Source organism: Polaromonas sp. CG_9.5 (assembly GCF_035984465.1).
In the GTDB taxonomy this organism is placed as follows: Bacteria; Pseudomonadota; Gammaproteobacteria; order Burkholderiales; family Burkholderiaceae_C; genus Polaromonas.
This window is the reverse complement of the sequence record NZ_JAXCHR010000008.1, coordinates 41,482-62,160: the sequence shown is the minus strand read 5'-3', so window position 1 is coordinate 62,160 and position 20,679 is coordinate 41,482. Positions and strand designations below refer to the sequence as shown.

At 61.9% G+C, this 20,679-nt stretch carries 21 protein-coding genes; 5 read left to right on the top strand and 16 right to left on the bottom strand.

The features are described 5' to 3' along the window. Positions 1–28 precede the first annotated feature (28 nt). The gene (ylqF, locus tag RCH06_RS08215) at positions 29–988 is read right to left on the bottom strand and encodes a ribosome biogenesis GTPase YlqF (protein ID WP_327080963.1); all 960 of its coding nucleotides are present in this window, start codon (positions 986–988) and stop codon (positions 29–31) included. A 126-nt stretch (positions 989–1,114) separates the two neighbouring features. On the opposite strand from ylqF, the gene RCH06_RS08210 reads away from it, so the two are divergent. The 3 genes from RCH06_RS08210 to RCH06_RS08200 all read left to right on the top strand — a co-directional run bounded on the left by RCH06_RS08210 (position 1,115) and on the right by RCH06_RS08200 (position 2,655). Further along, positions 1,115–1,384, top strand: a complete 270-nt coding sequence (locus tag RCH06_RS08210; RefSeq protein WP_327080962.1) for a hypothetical protein — start codon at positions 1,115–1,117, stop codon at positions 1,382–1,384. 17 nt (positions 1,385–1,401) lie between these two features. Beyond that, complete coding sequence (locus RCH06_RS08205; protein WP_327080961.1) at positions 1,402–1,632, top strand: oxidoreductase-like domain-containing protein; 231 nt, start codon at positions 1,402–1,404, stop codon at positions 1,630–1,632. Positions 1,633–1,701: 69 nt separating this feature from the next. Beyond that, the gene (locus RCH06_RS08200; protein ID WP_327080960.1) at positions 1,702–2,655 is read left to right on the top strand and encodes a ketopantoate reductase family protein; all 954 of its coding nucleotides are present in this window, start codon (positions 1,702–1,704) and stop codon (positions 2,653–2,655) included. A 144-nt stretch (positions 2,656–2,799) separates the two neighbouring features. Here the strand turns inward: RCH06_RS08200 and gshA are convergent, their stop codons facing one another. From gshA to RCH06_RS08180, 4 genes are all read right to left on the bottom strand, one after another. Continuing rightward, positions 2,800–4,386 (bottom strand): glutamate--cysteine ligase, encoded by a 1,587-nt coding sequence (gshA, locus tag RCH06_RS08195; protein ID WP_327080959.1) that lies wholly within the window; start codon positions 4,384–4,386, stop codon positions 2,800–2,802. Positions 4,387–4,618: 232 nt separating this feature from the next. Then, a complete protein-coding gene (locus RCH06_RS08190; RefSeq protein ID WP_327080958.1) occupies positions 4,619–5,281 on the bottom strand; it encodes an alpha/beta hydrolase in 663 nt (220 codons plus the stop codon). Between the two features lie 106 nt (positions 5,282–5,387). Beyond that, a complete protein-coding gene (locus RCH06_RS08185; RefSeq protein WP_327080957.1) occupies positions 5,388–6,134 on the bottom strand; it encodes a GDSL-type esterase/lipase family protein in 747 nt (248 codons plus the stop codon). Between the two features lies 1 nt (position 6,135). After that, positions 6,136–6,540 (bottom strand): TspO/MBR family protein, encoded by a 405-nt coding sequence (locus RCH06_RS08180; protein ID WP_327080956.1) that lies wholly within the window; start codon positions 6,538–6,540, stop codon positions 6,136–6,138. Positions 6,541–6,741: 201 nt separating this feature from the next. Here RCH06_RS08180 and RCH06_RS08175 point away from each other — a divergent pair, with 201 nt between their 5' ends. Further along, positions 6,742–7,212: a DUF4864 domain-containing protein gene (locus tag RCH06_RS08175; RefSeq protein WP_327080955.1), complete on the top strand. Its 471-nt coding sequence runs from the start codon at positions 6,742–6,744 to the stop codon at positions 7,210–7,212. Between the two features lie 119 nt (positions 7,213–7,331). Here the strand turns inward: RCH06_RS08175 and norR are convergent, their stop codons facing one another. Then, on the bottom strand, positions 7,332–8,933 hold the full coding sequence (norR, locus tag RCH06_RS08170; protein WP_327080954.1) for a nitric oxide reductase transcriptional regulator NorR: 1,602 nt from the start codon (positions 8,931–8,933) through the stop codon (positions 7,332–7,334). Positions 8,934–9,133: 200 nt separating this feature from the next. Here norR and hmpA point away from each other — a divergent pair, with 200 nt between their 5' ends. Then, positions 9,134–10,315, top strand: a complete 1,182-nt coding sequence (gene hmpA / locus RCH06_RS08165; protein ID WP_327080953.1) for an NO-inducible flavohemoprotein — start codon at positions 9,134–9,136, stop codon at positions 10,313–10,315. A 161-nt stretch (positions 10,316–10,476) separates the two neighbouring features. Here the strand turns inward: hmpA and RCH06_RS08160 are convergent, their stop codons facing one another. The 10 genes from RCH06_RS08160 to RCH06_RS08115 all read right to left on the bottom strand — a co-directional run bounded on the left by RCH06_RS08160 (position 10,477) and on the right by RCH06_RS08115 (position 20,670). Next, a complete protein-coding gene (locus RCH06_RS08160; RefSeq protein ID WP_327080952.1) occupies positions 10,477–10,986 on the bottom strand; it encodes a DUF1993 domain-containing protein in 510 nt (169 codons plus the stop codon). A 287-nt stretch (positions 10,987–11,273) separates the two neighbouring features. After that, the gene (locus RCH06_RS08155; protein WP_327080951.1) at positions 11,274–11,894 is read right to left on the bottom strand and encodes a hypothetical protein; all 621 of its coding nucleotides are present in this window, start codon (positions 11,892–11,894) and stop codon (positions 11,274–11,276) included. Further along, the gene (locus RCH06_RS08150) at positions 11,891–12,751 is read right to left on the bottom strand and encodes a hypothetical protein (protein ID WP_327080950.1); all 861 of its coding nucleotides are present in this window, start codon (positions 12,749–12,751) and stop codon (positions 11,891–11,893) included. Before RCH06_RS08150 ends, RCH06_RS08155 begins: the two co-directional genes overlap by 4 nt. A gap of 18 nt (positions 12,752–12,769) precedes the next feature. After that, positions 12,770–13,819, bottom strand: a complete 1,050-nt coding sequence (locus RCH06_RS08145; protein ID WP_327080949.1) for a helix-turn-helix transcriptional regulator — start codon at positions 13,817–13,819, stop codon at positions 12,770–12,772. Between the two features lie 36 nt (positions 13,820–13,855). Further along, positions 13,856–15,601 (bottom strand): DUF2779 domain-containing protein, encoded by a 1,746-nt coding sequence (locus RCH06_RS08140; protein ID WP_327080948.1) that lies wholly within the window; start codon positions 15,599–15,601, stop codon positions 13,856–13,858. Between the two features lie 126 nt (positions 15,602–15,727). After that, a complete protein-coding gene (locus RCH06_RS08135) occupies positions 15,728–16,594 on the bottom strand; it encodes a hypothetical protein (protein ID WP_327080947.1) in 867 nt (288 codons plus the stop codon). Then, complete coding sequence (locus tag RCH06_RS08130; RefSeq protein WP_327080946.1) at positions 16,591–17,409, bottom strand: SIR2 family NAD-dependent protein deacylase; 819 nt, start codon at positions 17,407–17,409, stop codon at positions 16,591–16,593. The genes RCH06_RS08135 and RCH06_RS08130 overlap by 4 nt, the downstream gene beginning before the upstream one ends. 127 nt (positions 17,410–17,536) lie before the next feature. After that, entirely contained in the window at positions 17,537–18,550 is a 1,014-nt protein-coding gene (locus tag RCH06_RS08125) for a tRNA dihydrouridine synthase (RefSeq protein WP_327081070.1), read from the bottom strand. A gap of 106 nt (positions 18,551–18,656) precedes the next feature. Continuing rightward, on the bottom strand, positions 18,657–19,883 hold the full coding sequence (locus tag RCH06_RS08120) for a class I SAM-dependent methyltransferase (protein ID WP_327081069.1): 1,227 nt from the start codon (positions 19,881–19,883) through the stop codon (positions 18,657–18,659). A 196-nt stretch (positions 19,884–20,079) separates the two neighbouring features. Next, positions 20,080–20,670, bottom strand: a complete 591-nt coding sequence (locus RCH06_RS08115; protein ID WP_327080945.1) for a DNA-3-methyladenine glycosylase — start codon at positions 20,668–20,670, stop codon at positions 20,080–20,082. Between the last annotated feature and the right edge of the window lie 9 nt (positions 20,671–20,679).

Genomic DNA, 20,679 nt, shown 5'->3' with positions numbered 1-20,679 from the left:
CGTCGGCGACTGCCTACTGACGCGCGCCTTAACGAAGATCGGGCTTTGCAGAGCGTGGAATCTTCTTCAGCTTGACCAGACGACTGGTTTCGATCTTGTCTTTTTTGACCTGCCGCTCGGCGTCCAGCAGTTGCCCGGCGGCCAGCCACTGGGCAAACTCCTCGGGCGTTTCCAGCGTGACGCGGCCCAGCGTGGCGGCGCGAAATTCGTAGATCACGATTTCAGCCGCTTTTTGCAGGTTGATGCGCCCTTTGCTCAGCACCGCACCGCGCTTGCGGCCAATTTCTTCGAGCACCTGCTCGTCCGTGCTTTCGGGCGTCAGCTTGAGCTTGTAGCGCGACTCCAGCATCGCCGGGTAATTGGGAATCAGATAGTCGAGCAGTTCCAGCGCCACCTCTTCTTCTTCAAACGCATTGCGGCCAATCGCGCCGCTGGCCGCCAGGTTGTAGCCACTTTTGGCGACGATGATGCGCGGCCACAGCATGCCGGGCGTGTCCCACAGGTAAAACCCGTCGGCCAGCACCAAGCGCTGCTCGACCTTGGTGATGCCGGCTTCGTCGCCGGTTTTGGTGGCGCGCTTGCCGGTCAGGGTGTTGATGAGTGTGGATTTGCCGACGTTGGGAATGCCGCAGATCAGCACGCGCATCGGCTTGACCATGCTGCCGCGTGTGGGCGCCAGCGTGTGACAGGCTTCAATCAACGCCTTGGCCGGCGTGCTCATGCTGGCGTCCAGGCCGATGGCGCGGGTGCCGGGCTGGCGGTTGTAGTAGTCCAGCCAGAGCGCGGTGCGCGCCGGGTCGGCCAGGTCCTGCTTGTTAAGCACCTTGAGCGCGGGCTTGGAGCCGGTCAGCTCCGCCAGCATCGGGTTGGCGCTGGAGCCGGGCAGCCGGGCGTCGAGCAGCTCGATCACCACATCAATTTCCTTGATGCGCTCTGCAATAGCTTTTTTGGTCAGGTGCATGTGACCGGGAAACCACTGGATGGCCATCGGGAAGTTCTTTCTTGGTTGGTTCGGGTGCCTGGCGGCAGTGTGATGGGTTGAATTGTCACCTTTTCAGGCGCGCGTCTTGTCAGCCTTGTGGGGCGCACGATGGCAATGAGGGAAAATCGCTGCATGCCCTTACCCAACGTACCCACCCGCCGCCCCAATAATGCCGCAACCCGGCAGGCTGACACCCAAGCCAACAAGGAATTGCTGTTCAAGGCCATTTTGCTCGGGCTGATTGGCCTGGGCGTGTTGTTGTCGCCGTATTTCATCACCTCGCCCGGCATGCAGGGCATTGTGGCCAATGCGTCGCTGGTTGGCTGGTTTGCGCTGGTGCTGGGCTGCGCATTCATGGGTCTGTATCTGAAACGGCGTCTGTCGGCGTCCAGCAAACCGTAAATTCACCTCCCCCAACCATGCCCGACTTGCCGGTGATTGACGCGTGCCTTCCGGCTAGCTACGACGAGGCGCTGGCCCTGTTCTGCGCCCTGCAGCAGCGCGCCCGCGACGTGGGCGCCACGCTGCGCACGCCGCCGCCCGCACCAACGACATGCTGCGGACGCGGCTGCAACGGCTGCGTGTGGGAAGCCTATTACAGCGCGGTCGCCTATTGGCGCGAAAAAGCCTTGCTTCAACTGCAGCCGTGAATCTGCCCTGCCGCCTACGCCGGCAAATCAGCTTTGACGCTGAACGCTGCTAACCCTGGACAACCCGCTATGAGCCTGCAGATTCTGGTGATAGGCGCTGGTGCCATTGGTGCTTATGTCGGCGGCTTGCTGGCACGCGCCGGCCATGACGTGACGTTTGGCGTGCGTGGCCGCGCCCTGCAGGCGATTGCGCAAAACGGCATCGAACTGCTCGGGCCACGCGGCAACTGGCGCATCACGAACGTCAAGGCGGCGGACGCCGCTTCTTTTGATACAGGCGAATATCCGCCGCCAGACGTGGTGCTGTCGTGCGTGAAGCTTTACGACGCCGAAAGCGCAGCGCAGCAATGGCGCGGCGCGCTGGAATCAGCCGGTGCGGTCATCAGCCTGCAAAACGGCATTGATGGCGCGGCGCGCATGGCCCGGGGTGCGCCAAGTGCTCGGGTTTTCGGCGGGCTGGCTTACATCGCCGGGCAGCTGCAAGCGCCGGGCGTGGTGCGCTACTTATCCAATTTGTCGTCGATCACGTTTGGCGGCCTGGGTGCGACCCGCGATCCGCTGCTCAGGCGCTTTGCCGAATCGGTCAATGCCACCGCTGGCGCTGATGCACTGCAGGCTAATGTGGTTGAAGACATCCGCAGCGCGCAATGGGCCAAGTTCACCGTGCTGGCCACCAATGCCGCATTGACCTGCCTGACGCGAAAGCCCGCTGGCGTGGTCTACCACGACCCGGAGTTGCTGGCGCTGGCCGAGATGTCGATTGCCGAGGTCATGGCCGTGGGCCGGGCCGAAGGCGCGGTGTTTGCGCCGTCGCAGGCGCAAGACACGCTGGCCATTTTGCAAGCGTTTCCGCCCGGGCTGTTTGCGTCCATGCACCATGACCTGACGGCAGGCCGACCGCTGGAACTGGACGGCATCAGCGGCCTGATGACACGGCTGGGCCGCCAGCACGGCATCGCCACGCCGTTTCATGACATGGCCTACGCCTGCCTGAAACCTTGGCTAAATAGCATCAAGCCCTGATTCGCACCTGATAAATTGCTACGTTTTTAATAGCTGCTTGCGCCCGTGCTGTATGCACAAGCGGGCTATTTGGCATGAATTTATCGCTACCTTGCCGTTTGGGCATGCGCCCTGCCCTTTGCCAGAGGCAAAGCACGCAACAATTCAGCCGTTTACCGCTTCGGCCACCGGCACCTCAAGGCACTTGGGTGACACGTACTGCTGGCGGTATTCCTCAAACGGCAGCGCGTCAGACGCTTCAATCTTCTTTTGCGCCTGAACGGACTGTTCGCTCAACTCGGTAAAGCGCGCCAGCGATTCGTCCGTCAGCGACAGGCTTTGCAAGGCGTCCCGGGTTTTGAACGACTGGGCACGGACAAACTTCACGAATGAATTGTCAAACTCATTCGTCATTGACGCCAGCACCCGCGCCGACGGCAGCGTGGAAGCGTCCGCCAGTCCTGCTTGGGCCGCCGCCAGCGCATCGCGGTACTGCGTGCCGCCGTGGGCGGCATCGAGCGCAGCGGCAATCGGCGCGCATTGGGCCAGCACTTCTGCGCCCCATGCCACCAGCGGCACTTCGCCCCCGTCGCGCTTGAGCATGACGCCCGGTTCACGGCCGCGCGCGGCGGTCTGGTGCTGGTTGTGCTTGAGTTCGTCGATTTCAGCGGGGGTATCAGGCGGGCTGTCAGACAGCAGGCAGTGCAGCAAGAACACGTCAATAAAGCGCATGGTTTGCGCATTGATGCCGACCGTCTCGAACGGATCCAGATCCATCAGCCGGACTTCGATGTATTCGACGCCGCGTTCGCGCAGCGCATGCAGTGGCCGCTCGCCTGGGTGAATCACGCGCTTGGGGCGGATGGTGCCGTAAAACTCGTTTTCTATTTGCAGCAGCGTGGTGGCGAGCTGGTTGTAGTCGCCGCCGGGGTTGCGGATGCCCACCGCTTCATACGCCGGATAAGGCCGGCTCAGCGCGTCCTGCAGCGAAGCGCCGTAGCCTTCTAAGCTGTTGTAGCTGACGGCCAGCGACGCCTGCGCATCGCTCTGGTAACCCAGCCGGCCCATGCGCAGCGAGGTGCCATACGGCATGTACATGGTGGTGTCGGTCAGCGACTGCAGTTCGTGTTCACGACCGGCCACAAAGCTCGAACACACCGCCGGCGACGCGCCAAACAGGTAAAGCAGCAAAAACGCCTGCCGGCGAAAGTTGCGGATCAATGAAAAGTACTGCTCACTCGTCACGCCGGGCAAGGACCAGTTGTAGTGAATGCCCGAAATCGTCTGCATGCGCCGGCCATAGCGATGGCTAAGCCCCATGCGGTAGACGCTTTTGGCGCGGCCGACGTTGGAACTGCCAAAACGCGCAATCGGAATGGTTTCGTCGGTCGGCAAACCGCAAGGCATGCTCGACACCCAGAGCATTTCGTCGCCGCTCCCTTCGCCGTTGCCCTGCAGCGCGCGGTAGGTGAACTGGTGCAGCTGCGTCAGCTCGTCCAGCGCCGCTTCGGGGCTGGCATGGGCGCTGGTGACAAGTTCGACCTGCGATTCGCTGAAGTCGGTGGTGATGCTAGGGTGCGTCAGGGCCGAACCCAGGGCTTTCGGGTGCGGCGTCAGCGCCAGTGCGCCGCTGGGCTGGGCGCGCAGGCTTTCTTTTTCAATGCCACGGCGCATGCCCTGGAACTGCTCGGGCGTGAGCGCTTTCAAGCGCTGTTGCAAATTCGCGTCGGCGTTGGCTTGCAAGGGGGTCATAGAGGGTTTCCGTCAGATTCTTGGATTGGCGTGGAAGTTATCACAGGCAGATGCGGCGCGCTGACGCAGGCCATTTGCTGGCACGCGCAACAAACCCGGTGACGCTGGGCCAGCAAGCACCCATTTATTCTGACCGCAAGTCATTTCCAAGCGGACAATTCGCTACTTTTTCAATAGCTGCTTGCGCCCGCCAAGCATGCGCAAGCAGCCTGTTTCATTCAAAAAATGCTGTTCAGGCCAGCACGCGCAGCAGCCACTGCTGCAGGTCGGCCACTTCTTGCGGACAGACCGAATGCTCCATCGGGTACTCGTGCCATTCGACCGGATAGCCCAGCGATGTAAGCGCGTCGCGGGTGGTGATGGCGCGCGGCAGCGCCACCACGCCATCGCGTGAGCCGTGGGCCAAAAAGATCGGCACGTCTTTATTGGCAGCGCTGCCTTCGGCCAGCGTTTTCTCGGCCAGCGGCAAGTAGCCCGACAGGCCCGCAATACCGGCCAGCCGCTCGCCGTGGCGCAGGCCGGTCAGCAGCGCCATGGCGCAGCCTTGCGAGAAACCGGCCACTACGATGCGATGCGCCGGAATGCCGCGCGCTTTCTCGTTGGCGATGATGTCCTCCATCGACGCCTGCGACTTGCGCATGCCGGCTTCGTCCTGGCGGCTGACCAGGTCCGCGCCCACGATGTCGTACCAGGCCGGCATGGCGTAGCCGCCATTGATGGTGACCGGCAGGTGCGGCGCACTCGGAAACAGGAAACGAACCGGCCCGATAGCGGACAAATCCAGTTGCTCGGCGATGGGCACGAAGTCGCGGCCATCAGCGCCCAGGCCGTGCATGATGAGAATCGTGGCGACCGGGTTTTCGCCGGTTTGGGCTTCAATAATCTGAAGGGACATAAGGGGCTTGCCAATCTACAAAAAGGACAAAAAAGCCAGGATGCCGCAGTCGCCTTGGGGGCAACCCAGCCATCCTGGCCGCTTCTGGGCCCGATTTTAATGCGCCCTAACGCGCCAGCGCTGCCAGCCGGGTGGTAAACCCGCCTTGGGTCATCAAGGTGTCGTACCAGAGCTGGTAGCCGGTATCGCTGGGGTGCAGGCCGTCGCGGGCATTGAATTCGTCTGGCTGCTGCGCAAACGGGTCATCGGCCCGATCCTGGTACAGGTTGACGTACACCGCGCCGTTGTCGGCGGCGACCTCGCGCACGAAGCGGTGCAAAGCCTTGGCGCGCTGCGTCATCAGCCATGACAGCGGCGCAAAGAAAAACGGCGCGTTGCCGACATTGCCGGGCGGCAAGATGAACACCAGCCCGGCCCGGACACGCGCGCTTTGCGCCACATTGGCGATGTCGTGTTCCAGCGCTTCCGAGCCGGTGAAGCGAATCACGTCGTTGCCGCCGCCCATGACCAAAATAGCGTCAAAGCGCTCGTTGCCTGCAAGCTGGCGGTCAATATCGCTAAATTTCGCACCGTCTTCAGCGCGGTTGACGATGCCCAAACGCGGATGGTCACGCGCAATCAGCCCGGCCACGCTGTGGGCGGGCGATGACGCACCGGTGCCCACCGCCGTGCTGTCACCCACGATCAGCAGGCTTTGCAGCGGCGCAACCGGCGCGGCCTGCAAAGGCTCACTCAGCCGGGCCAGCGTCATTGACTGCTTGATGCGCCAGGCCGCCTGGCCCGTCACCGCCAGCAAAGCCGCCACGGCCAGAATCGACAAAGCGCCCGTCAGGCGAGGGGAACGGTTTTTCATATCAGCGGTTCAACCAGGTAATGCTCAGTTGCAGCACCGTGGCAAAGGCAACCCACAGCAGGTAAGGAATATTGACGTAAGCCACCCAGGGCTTGCGCCGCCAGATGACTTTCAGCGCCCAAAGCAAGGTGCCCAGCACCAGCAAGATATCGACGCTGGCCAGCAGGTTGTTCTTCAGGCCAAACTGGATGGGCGTGTAAGCAGCATTGAATATCAGGTTCAGAATGAACGGCAGCAGCACCCGAAAAGGCAGCCGCCCTTTAAGTGTCTGCACCAGCACATAGCCAAAACTGATGGCAATGACGACGTACAGCACTGACCACACCGGCCCAAACAGCCACGCAGGCGGAGCAAAAAAAGGCTTGGCGAGTTGCGCATACCAAGCGGCGCTGCTGGTGCTGTCCATATAACTTTCTGCTTCAGATAGAAATGTAGTTTTTTAACACCCACACTGCACCCTGCAACGCCGCACCGTCCGAAAATCGGGTAGGACGCAAGCGTAGACACCACGCGCCTGAATCCATTGCGGCAGACAGCGCGTATCTGGCAGTGCCAGTGACGGCATGATGCACACACCCCAGGCAGGCAGTTTTAAGGAAAGCAACCCATGAAAATCAACCCGAGTTTTCCCGTTTTTTATGCTTTTTGGTCCCGCTTGGCAGGCGGGCTGGCCATCGGCGTGGCGGCTTTTTTCATGCTGACACCCGCGCAGGCAGCGCCGCTGACGCCGGCTGAAGAGATCAGCATTCGCAGCGTGGTGGAAGGCCAGTTGGCGGCGCTGGCCCAAGACGATGCCGTCAAGGCGTTTTCTTTTGCCGCGCCCAACGTGCGCAAGATTGTAGGCACGGCACCGCAGTTTTTGGCACTGGTCCGCAACAGCTACCCGGCCCTGTACCGCCCGGCGTCGGTCGCTTTCCTGAAGCCGGAAGATCATCACGGGCAGGCTTTGCAGCGCGTGCAAGTCACCGACGCCAGCGGCAACGCCTGGCTGGCGGCTTACAGCGTGCAACGGCAAAAAGACAACACCTGGCGCATCACGGGCTGCTCGGTCGTCGCCAACAAGGGGCGGATGGCCTGAGTCTGCAAAATGTTTTCGCTATTTTTTCAGGAGCAGCTAGCGCACGTCCACCAAGCGCCAGCGCCTTGTTTTGGCGTAAAAGTTCGCTTTGCCTGGCCCAATCGGCTTGATGCCGTTCATCAACCCACCGCTTTTGGCGGCAACCCCAGCCGTTTCGCCAGCCGGACCAGATTGGCGCGGTGCAAGCCCAGTTCGCGCGCTGCCGAAGCCCAGTTGTCGTGGTGACGCGCCAGGCAGTCAGCGATGCGCTGGCGCTGGTGCGATTCGGTCGAGCTGCGCAAATCCATTGAACTGCCCGCGTCTGGCAAAGCCTCGCTGGCACCGCCGGCATCGGCCACGGCGGTGTCTTCTTCTGCCGCGCCCTTGGTTGGCAGCGCTGGCAAATCAAAATGCCGGGCCGTCAAGCTCACGATGCGGGGCCGGGGCGACTGGCCGGCCAGCGCTTTCAAGGCACTGCGGCTGACCAGATGCGCCAGTTCGCGCACGTTGCCGGGCCAGTCATGCGCCCGCAGCGCCGCCTGCGCACTGGCATCGAGCCGCAAGCTGCCCAAACCCAGCCGGGAACGGTTTTGCTCCAGAAAATGACCGGCCAGCAGCAGCACGTCAGCCTCGCGTTCGCGCAGCGGCGGCACTACCAGCGGATAGACGCTGAGCCGGTGGTAAAAGTCGGCACGAAAACGGCCGGTGCGCACTTCATGCGCCAGATCGCGGTTGGTCGCGGCAATCACGCGTACATCCACGTGGTGTTCACGGTCTGAGCCCAGGCGCTGCAGTTGCCCGCCCTGCAGCACGCGCAGCAGTTTGGCCTGCGCAGCCAGCGACAGCTCGCCGACTTCGTCCAGAAACAAGGTGCCGCCATCGGCCAGTTCAAACTTGCCGCGCCGGTCGGCCAGCGCGCCTGAAAATGCACCGCGCACATGCCCAAACAGCTCGCTTTCCAGCAAAGTGTCAGGCAGCGCCGCGCAATTGAGGCTGATGAGCGGGCGCGCAGCACGCTTTGATGCGGCATGCAGCGCCTGCGCCACCAGTTCCTTGCCGACGCCGGTTTCGCCCGTCAGCAACACCGTCAGCTCGCTGTTGCCGACGATGGCGATTTCCTCCAGCAGCCGCTGGTACGCCGCACTTTGGCCAATCAACGTGGGCGGGGCGGTTTTTTCTGCGGCCAGCGCCCGGTAGGTGTCGGCGCGCTGGCGCTCATCCTCGGCCCGCAGCGCCAGGCCTTTGATGCGCTGCACCACGCTGACCGTGGCCGCCGCCAGGCTGGCAAACGCCTGCACGTCGCGCAGATCAACCTTTGACAGCCGCTCCTTTCCCAGCGCGTCCAGCGTCAGCAAGCCCCAGGTTTTTTCGTCCACCTGCACCGGGCAGCCCATGCAGTCATGCACTTCCAGCTGGCCATGAACGCCCTCGACCAGTCCATCATACGGGTCGGGCAGCGGGCTGTCTGCAGGAATGCGCAGCGGGCCATCAGCGGCCAGCAGCAAGGCAAAACGCGGATGTTCATCGACTTTAAAGCGTCGGCCTAGCGTGTCACTGCTCAGGCCATTGACGGCCAGCGGCACCAGCCAGTGGCCTTCCAGCTTGAGCAGCGCTACCGCATCGCAGGGCAGCAAGGCCTGCATGGCTTGGAGCAGGCGGCGGTAGCGCTCGCTGTCAGGCAGCTCGCGCGACAGGTCATCGACCAGCGGCACCAGCGCCTGCAGCATGGGTTTTGCAGTCAAATTGACTCCTTGAAGTATCTTTATGACTACTTTACACCCGTATCTTTTTGATGCTATCTGCGCCCGAACGCCGCCAAGTTGTTGATTTATATCAAGCGTGCAGTTGGCACGACTATTGAATAAGGATGTGTACCGGCAGCCTGCCCTGTTTCGCACGATGCGAGGCGGCTCTGCCTTTTCATTCACGACCGGAGAAACCCATGCTCACCCCCGAACAACGCGCCATCGTCAAATCCACCGTCCCGCTGCTTGAAACAGGCGGTGAAGCGCTGACGACGCATTTCTACAACATCCTGCTGGCCGAACACCCCGAAGTGCGGCCTTTCTTCAACCAGGCGCATCAGGCCAACGGCGACCAGCCGCGCGCCCTGGCCAACGGCGTGCTGATGTACGCCCGTCATATCGACGAGCTCGACCAACTGGGCGGACTGGTGGCCAAGATCATCAACAAGCATGTGTCGCTGCAGATTCAGCCCGAACACTACCCCGTGGTGGGCGGCTGCCTGCTGCGCGCCATCCGCGAAGTGCTGGGCGCTGAAATTGCCACTGACGCCGTGATTGCAGCTTGGGCAGCGGCCTACCAGCAACTGGCCGACATCCTGATCGGTGCCGAAGAAAAGATCTATGCCGACACGGCCGCAGCCCCCGGCGGCTGGCGTGGCGCACGGGCTTTTCGCGTGGCGCGCAAAGTGCCTGAGAGCAACGAAATCACCTCGTTTTACCTGGAACCCCAAGACGGCCTGGCGCTGACCGACTTTGTGCCCGGTCAGTACATCGGCTTGCGTCTGGTCGTCAACGGCCAGGAAATCCGCCGCAACTACTCGCTTTCAGCCGCCGCCAATGGCGTTGATTACCGCATCAGCGTCAAGCGCGAGCCGGGCGGCGTGGCCTCCGGTTTTCTGCACGACCACGTGCAGGAAGGTGATTTGCTCGATATCTTTCCGCCTGCCGGCGACTTTGTGCTGGCCGAGGGCGACAAGCCGCTGGTGCTGATCAGCGGCGGCGTCGGCATCACGCCCACGCTGGCCATGCTGGACGCGGCGCTGGAAAGCCACCGCCCCGTGCATTTCATTCACTTTGCCCGCAACCGCTCGGTGCATGCCTTTCGCGCCGCCATTGAGGCCCGCCAGGCCCGGCATTCGCAGCTGCAACGGTTTTATGTCTATGACGAGCATGGCAACGACGTGGAAGCGCCGCACGCCATCGGCTTGTTGAGCAATGCAGCGCTGGCCGACTGTTTGCCCGCTTCGCGCGATGTGGACGCCTACTTTCTGGGCCCCAAACCGTTCATGCGCCGCATCAAAAAGCAGCTCAATGAACTCGGCGTTCCGGAAGCCCAGACGCGCTATGAGTTTTTTGGCCCGGCCAGCGCACTCGACTGATACAAAGCGACCTGGTTAAAGCCCGGCTTAGGCGCTGAGTGCTATTATTTCAATAGCTGCCAGCGCCCGTCCTTATTGCACGACAGCCATCATTGACATTAAAACGCTGAACTATGGCGCATCATCCTGCGGCCAGCAGGCTGATTGCGCCAGCGCCCGGCTCAATACGTGCCGATGTAGTCTTTCTTGCCCACTTCCACGCCGTTGTGACGCAGGATGTCGTACGCGGTGGTGGTATGGAAAAAGAAATGCGGCAGGGCGTAGTTGAAGATATACGACGCGCCCGTGAAGCGCTTTTCTTTAGCCGTGCCCGCCTGCGTGACGATTTCGCGCGTGGCAGCTTCATCAAACAACGCCACGTCCAGCCCTTCAATAAACGTCAGCACGGTGGTGATGCGTGCTTGCAGATCGGCAAAGGTCTGCTCGTTGTCGTCCAGCTTGGGCACGTCCACGCCGGCCAGCCGGGCCGACACGCTTTTGGCGAAGTCGGTCGCGACCTGAACCTGGCGCAGCAACGCAAACATGTCAGGAAACAGCCTCGCTTGCAGCAGCGCGTTAGGGTCGATTTTCTTGGCCGCAACATGCGCTTCAGCCTTGGCCAACACGCCACTGAGGCCACCCAGCATCTGTTTAAACACGGGAATGGACGCGGTATAGATCGGAGAAGTCATGGGATTCTTTCGGGTTTAGATAACGGACAAAGCTGCCTGCCAGTGCTGTGTGCCTGACGGCATGCGGAAAACCAAAGATTCTCGCTGACGAGGGGACGCAGCGCTTGATGCCCGGCAATGTCCTGAACGTTTGCAGCCCATGCAACGTGCCCAATGGTTAACGCACCCAGACGTGTGTCCCGCTCATGCTGGACATGAGCGTTCTAAATCAAATGCAGTGCCTGAGCAGCCCTCTCTGGTTCAAATTTTTCTGACGGATGGTTTGAGCGCGAAAGAAGACGCTGCGATCAGCACGACTTTCTTGAACGGCATCCTGCAGCAACCTTTGACGGCGCGGTCATAGCGGGCAAGTCATTTTGGCGATCTACCGGCTTGCCATGCATACCGGTTTCCCAGTGCGAAAGCCATTGCCTAAATAAAGCACCGTCAGTAGGTCGGCGATTTTTATGCACCGAGTAGCCCACGCCATGGTGGATCAAATGCACGAGTTCGGTTGGAATCTGCACACTCTGGTCGCCAAAATACCAAAACTGGCGTCCAACCAAGACCCACTTTCCGCCGAGATCATCCTTTTCATGGCCGGGGTGATGCACGTCATTGGTTTGCCAGACCAACGCCCCTTTTTCATCCGGCCTGTAAATGTTGTCCGCGTATGGATTGTTGTCAGGCCGTTTGGATGCAAAGCGTGGATCACTCCAGTATTCGGAAAACGACAAGCGTTCTTCGATACGCATGACATAACTCACCTGACCGGGGCAGTTGCTACGAAAGCCGATCAGCCAATCGCCCACCTGTGCCATGCGCCGGATGGGCGCTTTGCAAATCGCAAGGGAACACCAGTTTCCAAATGGATTGGGGGCCGAGCCGGCGTCATACCGGACCACATAACGATAGATCTTTTCGCTCATGCATGTTCCTGAATCAGTTGCAAGGCCCACGAAACCGCTTCTGGGTAATAAGAAGTGTCCAAGACAAACTCTTGCCCTTTTGCCACCGTCGCCAAGTTCAGCGCATCGCCGTGACGCGTCCACCGCTCGCGCTTGCTGTGAAACGTCAATGCAGGCCGCTCCTGCGTTGGCTCAAGCCAGGCGGGGACATTCCATACCGATTTTGACTCTCCTTGCGCAGACAATTGAAGGGAAGGTGACCACTGTTTGAACATACCGGCACCAGCCAGGTTTTGCGCTGAATCTCCAAGTCCGAGTTCATCCCCTGCGACGTACAGCGTATTGTTTTTTCGCGCAAATTGATCTGCATGGGTGACGTGGGGATGGTCGGCAAGCCAGCTCGGAAGGTTATTCTGCCCTTTGTCTTCCACCTTAATGACTTCTGCAACGCGCAGCCAGCCAAACAGGCTGTGAAAGCTGGCCACACCAGCGACGTAACGCCAGCGGCCTTGGTGCAACTCGACGGGCCTGAACCAGCCGAAAAACAGAAAAATATCTCCCGCCCCTACGCCCTGGTTGGCAAGGTGCGACTGGGCGCTGCCTACCTGGCCAAATGCGGAGCGCCACCCGGAGGCTCTTGAAAGCGTTGATTTTTCCAGATCCGGGTCGACGTGAATCATCGTATCAACGCCCAACCGGCCATCCGTCAGGCTGGCAATAACGTCACCGATGGAACCGTCGCCTGCGCGCGCCATTGATGCAGGCAAGCCCGCTTGTGACGGGATTGGCAACGACACAATCCGACCGTCCGGGAAGATCGGACTTGGAACGCCGCCATAGCCGGAGTCAAAACCCTTGCGGCTGATGATTATTTTCATGTTTTCCTTGTTTTTACGTTACAGATTTTTGGTATATAACGCGGTGGTTTGATTGACGGAATCCACGATGGCTGAGCGCAATGTTGCGGGCCCCAAAACCTCTACGCCAGCGCCTTGCCCCAACAGCCACCACTGCAGTTGCCAGGTCGCGTTGACGGTCGCCGTCACCCGCATCCAGCCGTCCTTTTCCGCCTCCATTTTCTGATCCGCCGACAGCGGCGTTTCCGCCAGATAGCGTGCTGCCCAGTCCGTGCAGCGCAATTCCAGCGGGATGGGCTGGCCTTCACTGGCAAACTCTGCCAGACCGCCAGCGATGGCGGCATCCAGACTGAATCCTTCGGGCGGTTTGGTGGCGGCATTCAGCAGGTCTACCTGGCTGAAACGGTGCAGCGCATACAGGCGCGCCTCGGCGTAATCCCACGCGCTGGCCACCAGATAAGTTACCGCGCCGCGCATGATCAGGCCCAGCGGATGCAGCACCAGTTCCCGGGTCTGCTCACTGTGCAAAGACTGGTAGCGGGCGCTCACCTGCCGGTCTTGCAGCACAGCCTGATAGACAGCGTCTTGAACAGCTTCATTGACTTGCGGCGGCAGCATGGGCTGGGCCGGCGGCACGACATGCACCTTGCCGAGCCAGTCACGGGCGTGGTGTTGGTTGTGGGCATCAACGTTGTCGAGCTTTGATTGCGCCAGGCTGAACACGCCTTGCAATCCGTCCAGCATCGACGCTGGCAGCAGCTGTTTCATGTGCGCCTCCACCAGGCGCATCGCCAGCGCTTCTGAAATACTGATACCGGGTATGGCCAGGTTCTCGCCCTTCTTCCAGCGCCAGCCGTAGTCGCGGGCATTCTGGTTATTCAGCTCGATCGGAAAGATTTCGCTCAGCGCCTTCAGGTCGCGCTGAACGGTGCGCATGGAAACGGCAAACCCTTTTTCCGTCAACTTGGCGGCAATCTCGCTGGCCTTGTCCCAACGGCCAGCCTGCTGGCTGTCGGAACGGCTGACGGTGAGCATGCGCATCATTTCCCACTGGCGTATCAGGGCGGATTTCTTGTCATTTTTGGACATGCCAGACCTCCAGCTTTTTCCGGTTCGTGTTCATGATCAATCAGTCCTGAGCGCTGTAAAAGCAGGTTTCTGCCGCGTCATGACGCGAAGTCTTTCCAGCTCATCGGCCAGCGCCAAGGTGGCGCTGTAGCCCAGTTTGAGATGCCGCTGAAGGAATGAAATGGGTTGCACGATAGCCGCCGTCCGGCTTTCCTGGCAGCGCACCCGCAGGATTTCAACGGAGCGCGGAATCAAGGGATTCGGGTGCTGCTCAATTTCAGGGCTGGTTGCCGCCGTGGCTGTGCTGTCCGGTAGAAACAGCCAAACCTGACGCCCCTCCAGGAACCAGGCCAGCCGCACCAGGCCCAGGGTGTCGAGCGTGCAGTAGTCGCGCAAGCCTTCGGCCAGCGCCTGCTTGCGCGCCACGGGTGTTTCCGGGTGCAGTATTTCCCGGTAAGCGTCCTGCGCATCGCCGCCATTGCCGACGAGCAGGCCGTTGTAATCCAGGTCGGGCGCAATGGTCGGCAGCACGGCCTTGAGCGACCAGGAACCGCGCAGGGCCGGGTGGCAGTAACTGGTTCGGGTCAGGGGCAACAGGTCAACGATGCGGGGGTTAATGGCGTCCAGCGCAGGGGCGAGGTCTGGAAACAGGGCTGCGAGTTCGTTGATGCGGCCTTTTTCAAAGCCTTCGGAATAAACAAACACCGGGCCTTCGCTGCCAAGCGCCGCCACCAGACTTTGCGCGCATTCCCGGCGCGGGTCATTGCCCGAGGTGTCCAGGAACATCGCATGGTCTAACTGGCCCGATGCGAGTTCGGTGTGGCAAGACCACTGAAACGGCACCTGGGTACGGTACGGACTGGTGCTCGGCCAGCGGGGCACAGCCAGATTGATGGTTTCAAAGTCCAGGTAGTAGCGCGGATAAGGCAGCTCGGCCAGTGTTTGCGCGGCTTCTTGCGTGAGTTCAGCAACGCCGGTCTGGCTCACGCGCTGGATGCGCCGCTGCAATGCATGCAGATGCACTTCCGGCACGTCACAAGCGTCCTCAAACCCCAGGCTGCGCAAATTGGCCTTGGTGCTGGCACGCATCCGGGTAAATACATCGAGCGAATACGTGGGCCGTGCGGGCTGAACCACGGCGCGGTTGCAGTGGGCCTTAAAGGGACATTCAAACGGATCGTCGCAGTGCGCGCCGGGCGCGATGTCAGGCTCATCGCCTGCCAAGGTAGTTCGTGCCGCCTGAATCCAGCCAGGCACCTGCGTCATCAGGCTAGACACCTCCACGCCGAGCGGCGCGTGGTGAAACAAACCGTGGTAATTGCCATTGCCCTGGTACACGAACGCGGTGTCGATGTGGGCCAGCTCAATGGCTGCCAGCGCCATGCCGTTTTGCCGCAGCACCCACGCCTGCACGGCGCAATCGGCCAGATGATAGGGCTTGACGCTGGCGCTGGCCTTGACTTCGACCAGCCGGTAACCGCCGGGCGTTGGCAGCAGCAGATCGGCGCGCACCAGAACGCCGTCGTGCTGGAACGTCGCCTCAAAGAGGGGTTTCTCCGGATGGGCCGCCAAGGCCGCCTGGGTGGCAACAAGGGCGGCCGACAGGTCATCATCGTCGCCGATTAGGAGACCCTCGGGGAACAGGCGTTGGGCTACCTCGCCCACTTCGTAGCCAATCTGAAAGCCGCGCTCGACAGCGCCAGAGACTTCAATCAGGTTGCGCCGGTGGATTTGTAGCCACAGGCGTTTGGGGCATTGCTTCCACGCAACGAGGCGCGATTTGGAAAGTCCGTGGCCGGCCATGCGGTGTCCTGTTCTTTTGAGTGTGTGTCTCTCAAAGCATAACCAGCGCTTGCGACAGGTTATGTCGCAATAGCGGACGCTTTGCCGCTGAACAACACTCGCGCTGTCTTTTGTCCAGCGCTGGGTTCAGCTTTGGTGCGTGGACACGCTCATCCAGGCGACAAGGGTGTTGCGGTGCAGCCGCAAAACGGGCTCGATGCTTCCGTCGGTGTCGCGCTGGTAACCGCCGGCCAGGTTCCACACCAGTGCTTTTCGCCGGAACGCCCTGAACACCGCCACGTCGCGCCCGAACATTTCACCCTCGGTCAGCACGCCGCCCAGCGGGTCATCCATGTGCGGGTCAGCACCCGCCTGGTAAAGCACCAGGTCGGCTGCGGCGCATTCCGTCAAAGCCTTGGCCAGCCAGGCCTCGAAATGAATACCTTCCGCTCCGGCCTGCTCGCGCGTCTCAAAATGCTGACCCATGCTGTGGTGAATGATTCGGTCTTGCAGGCCCAACCGCGCGATGATATCGTCGGTGCCGTTGCCGTAATGCACGTCGCAGTCAAGAATCGCGATACGCTGCGCCCGGCCTTCGTCCAGCAGTTTGACCGCCGTCACCATCAGGCCGTTGAAAGTGCAATACCCCTCGGGTTCGTCATACCCCGCATGGTGAAAGCCGCTGGTGGGCGAGCAGGTGTTGGCCCGGTGCGCCAGCGCCCACCGGGCAGCGGCCAGCAGCGAGCCGCTGGTGTAGGGCAAGGACGCCGCGACCTCGGCGTCAACGTTGCGAAAGCCGTTGCGCCGCTTCAAGTCCAGCACATCGTCCACCATCTGCGGGTTGTGGACGCGCTTGAAATCGGCGCGGCTCACGGGCTCGAAGCTTTCGATGTCGATGACATCGAGCAGTCCCTGCGCCTGCCAGTCGTCCATGACCTGTTTGGGTTTGTAAGCAGAAGGCGAATAGGCTGCCGTGTTGCTGGCAACTTGTTCCGGGCGGTAGAAGATTTTCATGCGGTGCCCCGTGTCGTCAAAGCCTGCAGCAAGCTGCCGAGCCCCTGCGCCGCAGTGGTCTGCCAGTGCAGATGGATATGGCTGCTCAGCTCTGAAGCGGTCGGGTTGATCTCGGCCACCCATTTGCCCGCCTGCCGGGCCGCTGCAGGCAATCCGGCGGCGGGATAGACGACGCCTGATGTACCGACGACCAGCAGCACATCGCACTGGGCCATCAAGGCTTCCGTGCGTTGCCAGGCATCCTGGGGCAGACTTTCGCCAAACCACACCACGCCCGGGCGAATGAATCCCTGGCAATGCTTGCAGCGCGGTGGAACCAGGCTGGCCACGGGTTCTACAGGCGGCACACCTGCAAATTCGGCAGGTTGTCCGCAGGCGCTGCAGCGCGGCGCAAACAGGCTGCCGTGCAGGTGCTGCACACCCTTCACGCCAGCGCGCTCGTGCAGGTCATCGACGTTTTGCGTGACGGCATCTACTACCACGTCATGGCCGGCGAAGCGGCTCAAGGCACTGGCCAGTTGCCCCAAGGCCATATGGCCGGCATGCGGCGCTGCCCGCATCACCAAACCGCGCCGCCATTCGTACCAGGCCCAGACGCGTGCCGGGTCTGCTTCCCATCCTTCGGGCGTTGCCAGTTCATGCGGGCTAAATTGCGCCCACAGGCCATGCATGGCATCGCGAAAGATAGGAATGCCGCTTTCTGCCGACATGCCCGCGCCGCTGAAAACGACTACGCGACGGGCCAGGCGCAAGGCATCGAGCAGAACGGCGGGTACTTCTGGCACAGGGTTTTTAAAGAGGGCTGGAGAGGTCATTTGAATAAATGCATGAAGCTAAAAATGCCATCATGCCCATTCAAGCGACAACTTGTGGCGCAGTGCCATTGCCTCCAGCGCAGCCGGCCCGCGACAAAACGACCGCAGCGCTTGCATCAGCCGTTGTTTAGGCTCCGCAGCACGTTGGCGGTGCCAAATTCAGGGCGGACAAAGGCGGTTGTGCAGAAAACTCATCCGTCAGCTGGCGCAGCCACGCATGAATCAGCGCCGGGTCATTGATGGTTTTAACCTGCTGATACGCCGTTTCGGCCTCGGGAAAGCGGCGGCGCAAAAAGTTGAGCCACTGCTTGAGTCGGCCAGCGCGTGCACGAAGTTCAAGCTCGGTGCAGACGGTGTGCCAGAACTCGGCCAGCAGCGGCACCAGCTCGGGCCAGCCGACGCGCGCTTGCGGCGCTGCCCCCGGCATGGACGCCCGGATGGCCAGCGCCAGCCCCGGGTCGGTGACCGCGCCGCGTCCCAGCATCAGCGATTCGCAGCCCGACGCCTGGCGGCAGCGGCGGGCGTCGTCCAGCGTCCAGATATCGCCGTTGGCCACGACCGGAATGCGCACGGCAGCGCGAATATCGGCGATGCGCTCCCAGTAAGCGGGCGGGCGGTAGGCTTGTTCCTTGGTGCGGGCATGCACCACCAGCTCGTCAGCGCCGCCGCCGGCAATCGCCAGCGCGCATTCCACCGCGCGCGAATCGTCGTTGAAACCGAGCCGCATCTTGGCCGATACCGGCATGTTGGCCGGCACGGCGCGGCGCACGGCGGCGACGATGGCGAAAAGAGTTTCTGGCTCGTCAAGCAGCGCCGCGCCGCCGCCATGCCGGTTGACGATTTTTGCGGGGCAGCCAAAGTTCAGGTCTATGCCCGCCGGCCCGAGTTCGGCCAGCCGGGCCGCATTTTCCGCCAGGCAGACCGGGTCAGAACCGAGCAACTGGGCGCGCACCGGAACGCCGGCCAGCGTGCGGCCACCGTTATGCAGTTCGGGAACGATGCGGGTGAACACGCGCTCGGGCAGCAGCTGGTCGGTGATGCGGATGAATTCGGACACGCAGCGATCAATGCCGCCCACGCGCGTCAAAATGTCGCGCAACACGAAGTCAAGCAGCCCTTCCATGGGCGCAAGCAAAATCATCGGGGCCGGCACCGATGGCTTGGCCGTCTGCGCCGCAACCGCAAAGTTAACGCTTTTCATTCGTCGTCATGCGCCCACGGGCGGAAAAACCCGCCACGGCACGGCGTTAAATCGCGCCCAAACGCCAGAGCGACGTGACTTCGGCGGCGCGCGCCTTGTGCAGCGGATTGCTGGTATCGGCGACCTTCGGATGCTCGGGCTTGGCGTCGATGCGGCCCAGCACCTTGAGGCCGGCAGCCTTGATCGCGGCCAGCAGGTCGGCGCGCTTGCGCAGACCCAACTGTTCGGCAAAGTTGGACAGAATCAGCCAGCCTTCGCCGCCGGGGGCCAAGTGCGCGGCCAGCCCGTTCAAAAAGCCCAGCAGCATGCGGCTGTCTTCGTCATACACCGCGCCTTCAAGCGGCGAACCCGGACGCGCCGGCAACCACGGCGGGTTGCAGACAATCACGGACGCCAGGCCTTCGGGCGGAAACAAATCGGCCTGCATCACCTTGACCGGGTTGGGCAGGCGCAGGCGGTAGATGTTTTCGCGGGCACATTCGAGCGCGCGCGGGTCCATGTCGGTGCCGACCACCTGGTCGACCTCGCCGCGCAGCGCCAGCACGGCCGACAACACGCCGGTGCCGGTGCCGATGTCGAACACCACGAATTTGGTATTGGCCGGATTGGCCGGCAAGGGGGCGTTGGCCACCAGGTCGATGTATTCGCCGCGCACCGGCGAAAACACGCCGTAATGCGGATGGATGCGGTTGTTGGGCGCTTTGCCCAGCGCGGGGATTTCAACGCCTTTTTTGCGCCACTCGTGCGCGCTGATCACGCCCATCAATTCGCGCAGCGACGCCACGCTGGGCAGGGATGCTTCGCTGACCGGGCCCCAGACTTCGGTGCAGGCCTGCTTGGCATCGGGTGCGCGGCGCAAATCAATGCCGTAGTCCGCGCCAAACTCGATCAGCACCATGCCCAAGACCCGCGCGCGCTGCGACTGCGCTTGCCGGTGCAGGTGAAACTCCTGACCCGCCGGAACGCCGGAGATAGCGTTGTCGGTGTCTTTTTTCAGCTTGACGCGCGCCAGCTTGGAGGCTTTGGGCGGCTTGTCGATGCGCCGGGCCAGCGCCTGCACCATCTGCCGGGCGTTCTGGAAGTCACCGCGCCAAAGCAGGCCGGTGCCTTCGCAGGCCAGGCGGTAGGCGGTGTCAGCGGCCATCGTGTCGTCAGCCTCGACAATGCGCCGGGGCGGCGGCGCACCGCGCTCGGAACGCCAGAGCGCCGAATGCGCCACGCCCGCTTCCTTCCATTCGATAAGGGTCGAGCCGGGGGCGGCAGAGTCAGGCATCGCGACGGAAGTCACGGAAAAGAAGGTAGGCATGGGCAGAGCAGTCAGAAAGAAAAGAGCACGTGTTTTAACAGATGGCGAGGCTTGGGGCGGACGCAGCAGCCGGCCAAAACGCATTTTATGAGTCAAAAAACCTTCTTGCGCACGTCCTGCATGCGCAAGCAGCTATCAATTTTATAGTATTGACAAAAATCGCTCAGGCGCGCTGGCGAAAGGGCCGGCTCAAAAACCGCGAGCCGGCCAGCCCGAAGCGCCACGGTTGCTCGACGGCCTTCGAAATGCCGATGCGCGGGCCGACCACCACCGCGTGCTGCGCCGACGGCTCGGCGGCAAACAACTCAAAGGGCAGCTGGTCCAGCCGCAGGCCGGTGTAGCCCAGGTCAATGCCCAGCGCCTGCCCCAAGCGGCCCGGCCCGGCGCACAGCAGGCGAACATCGTCCAGCCCACGCCGCTGGCGCATGGTGGCCAGCCCGTCGGTCGGCTCTATCGCGCGAATCAACACACCCGCGCCGTGGCCGGCTTCGCGGCAGACAAAGTTCATGCACCAGTGAATGCCGTAAGAGCGGTAAATATAGATGCGCGCCGGCGGGCCGAACATGGCGGCGTTGCGCACGCTGGGGCCGCCAAAGCTGTGCGACGCCGGGTCGTCATGGTCATAAGCTTCGGTTTCGACGATGATGCCGCCCACGCCGTGAACCAGCACCCGCACGCCAATCAACTGGCGCGCCACCCAAGCAGAATCAGCCGAGAAATCGATGTTGGCAACCACGACAGATGGGGGCGGCATGGCGGCAGC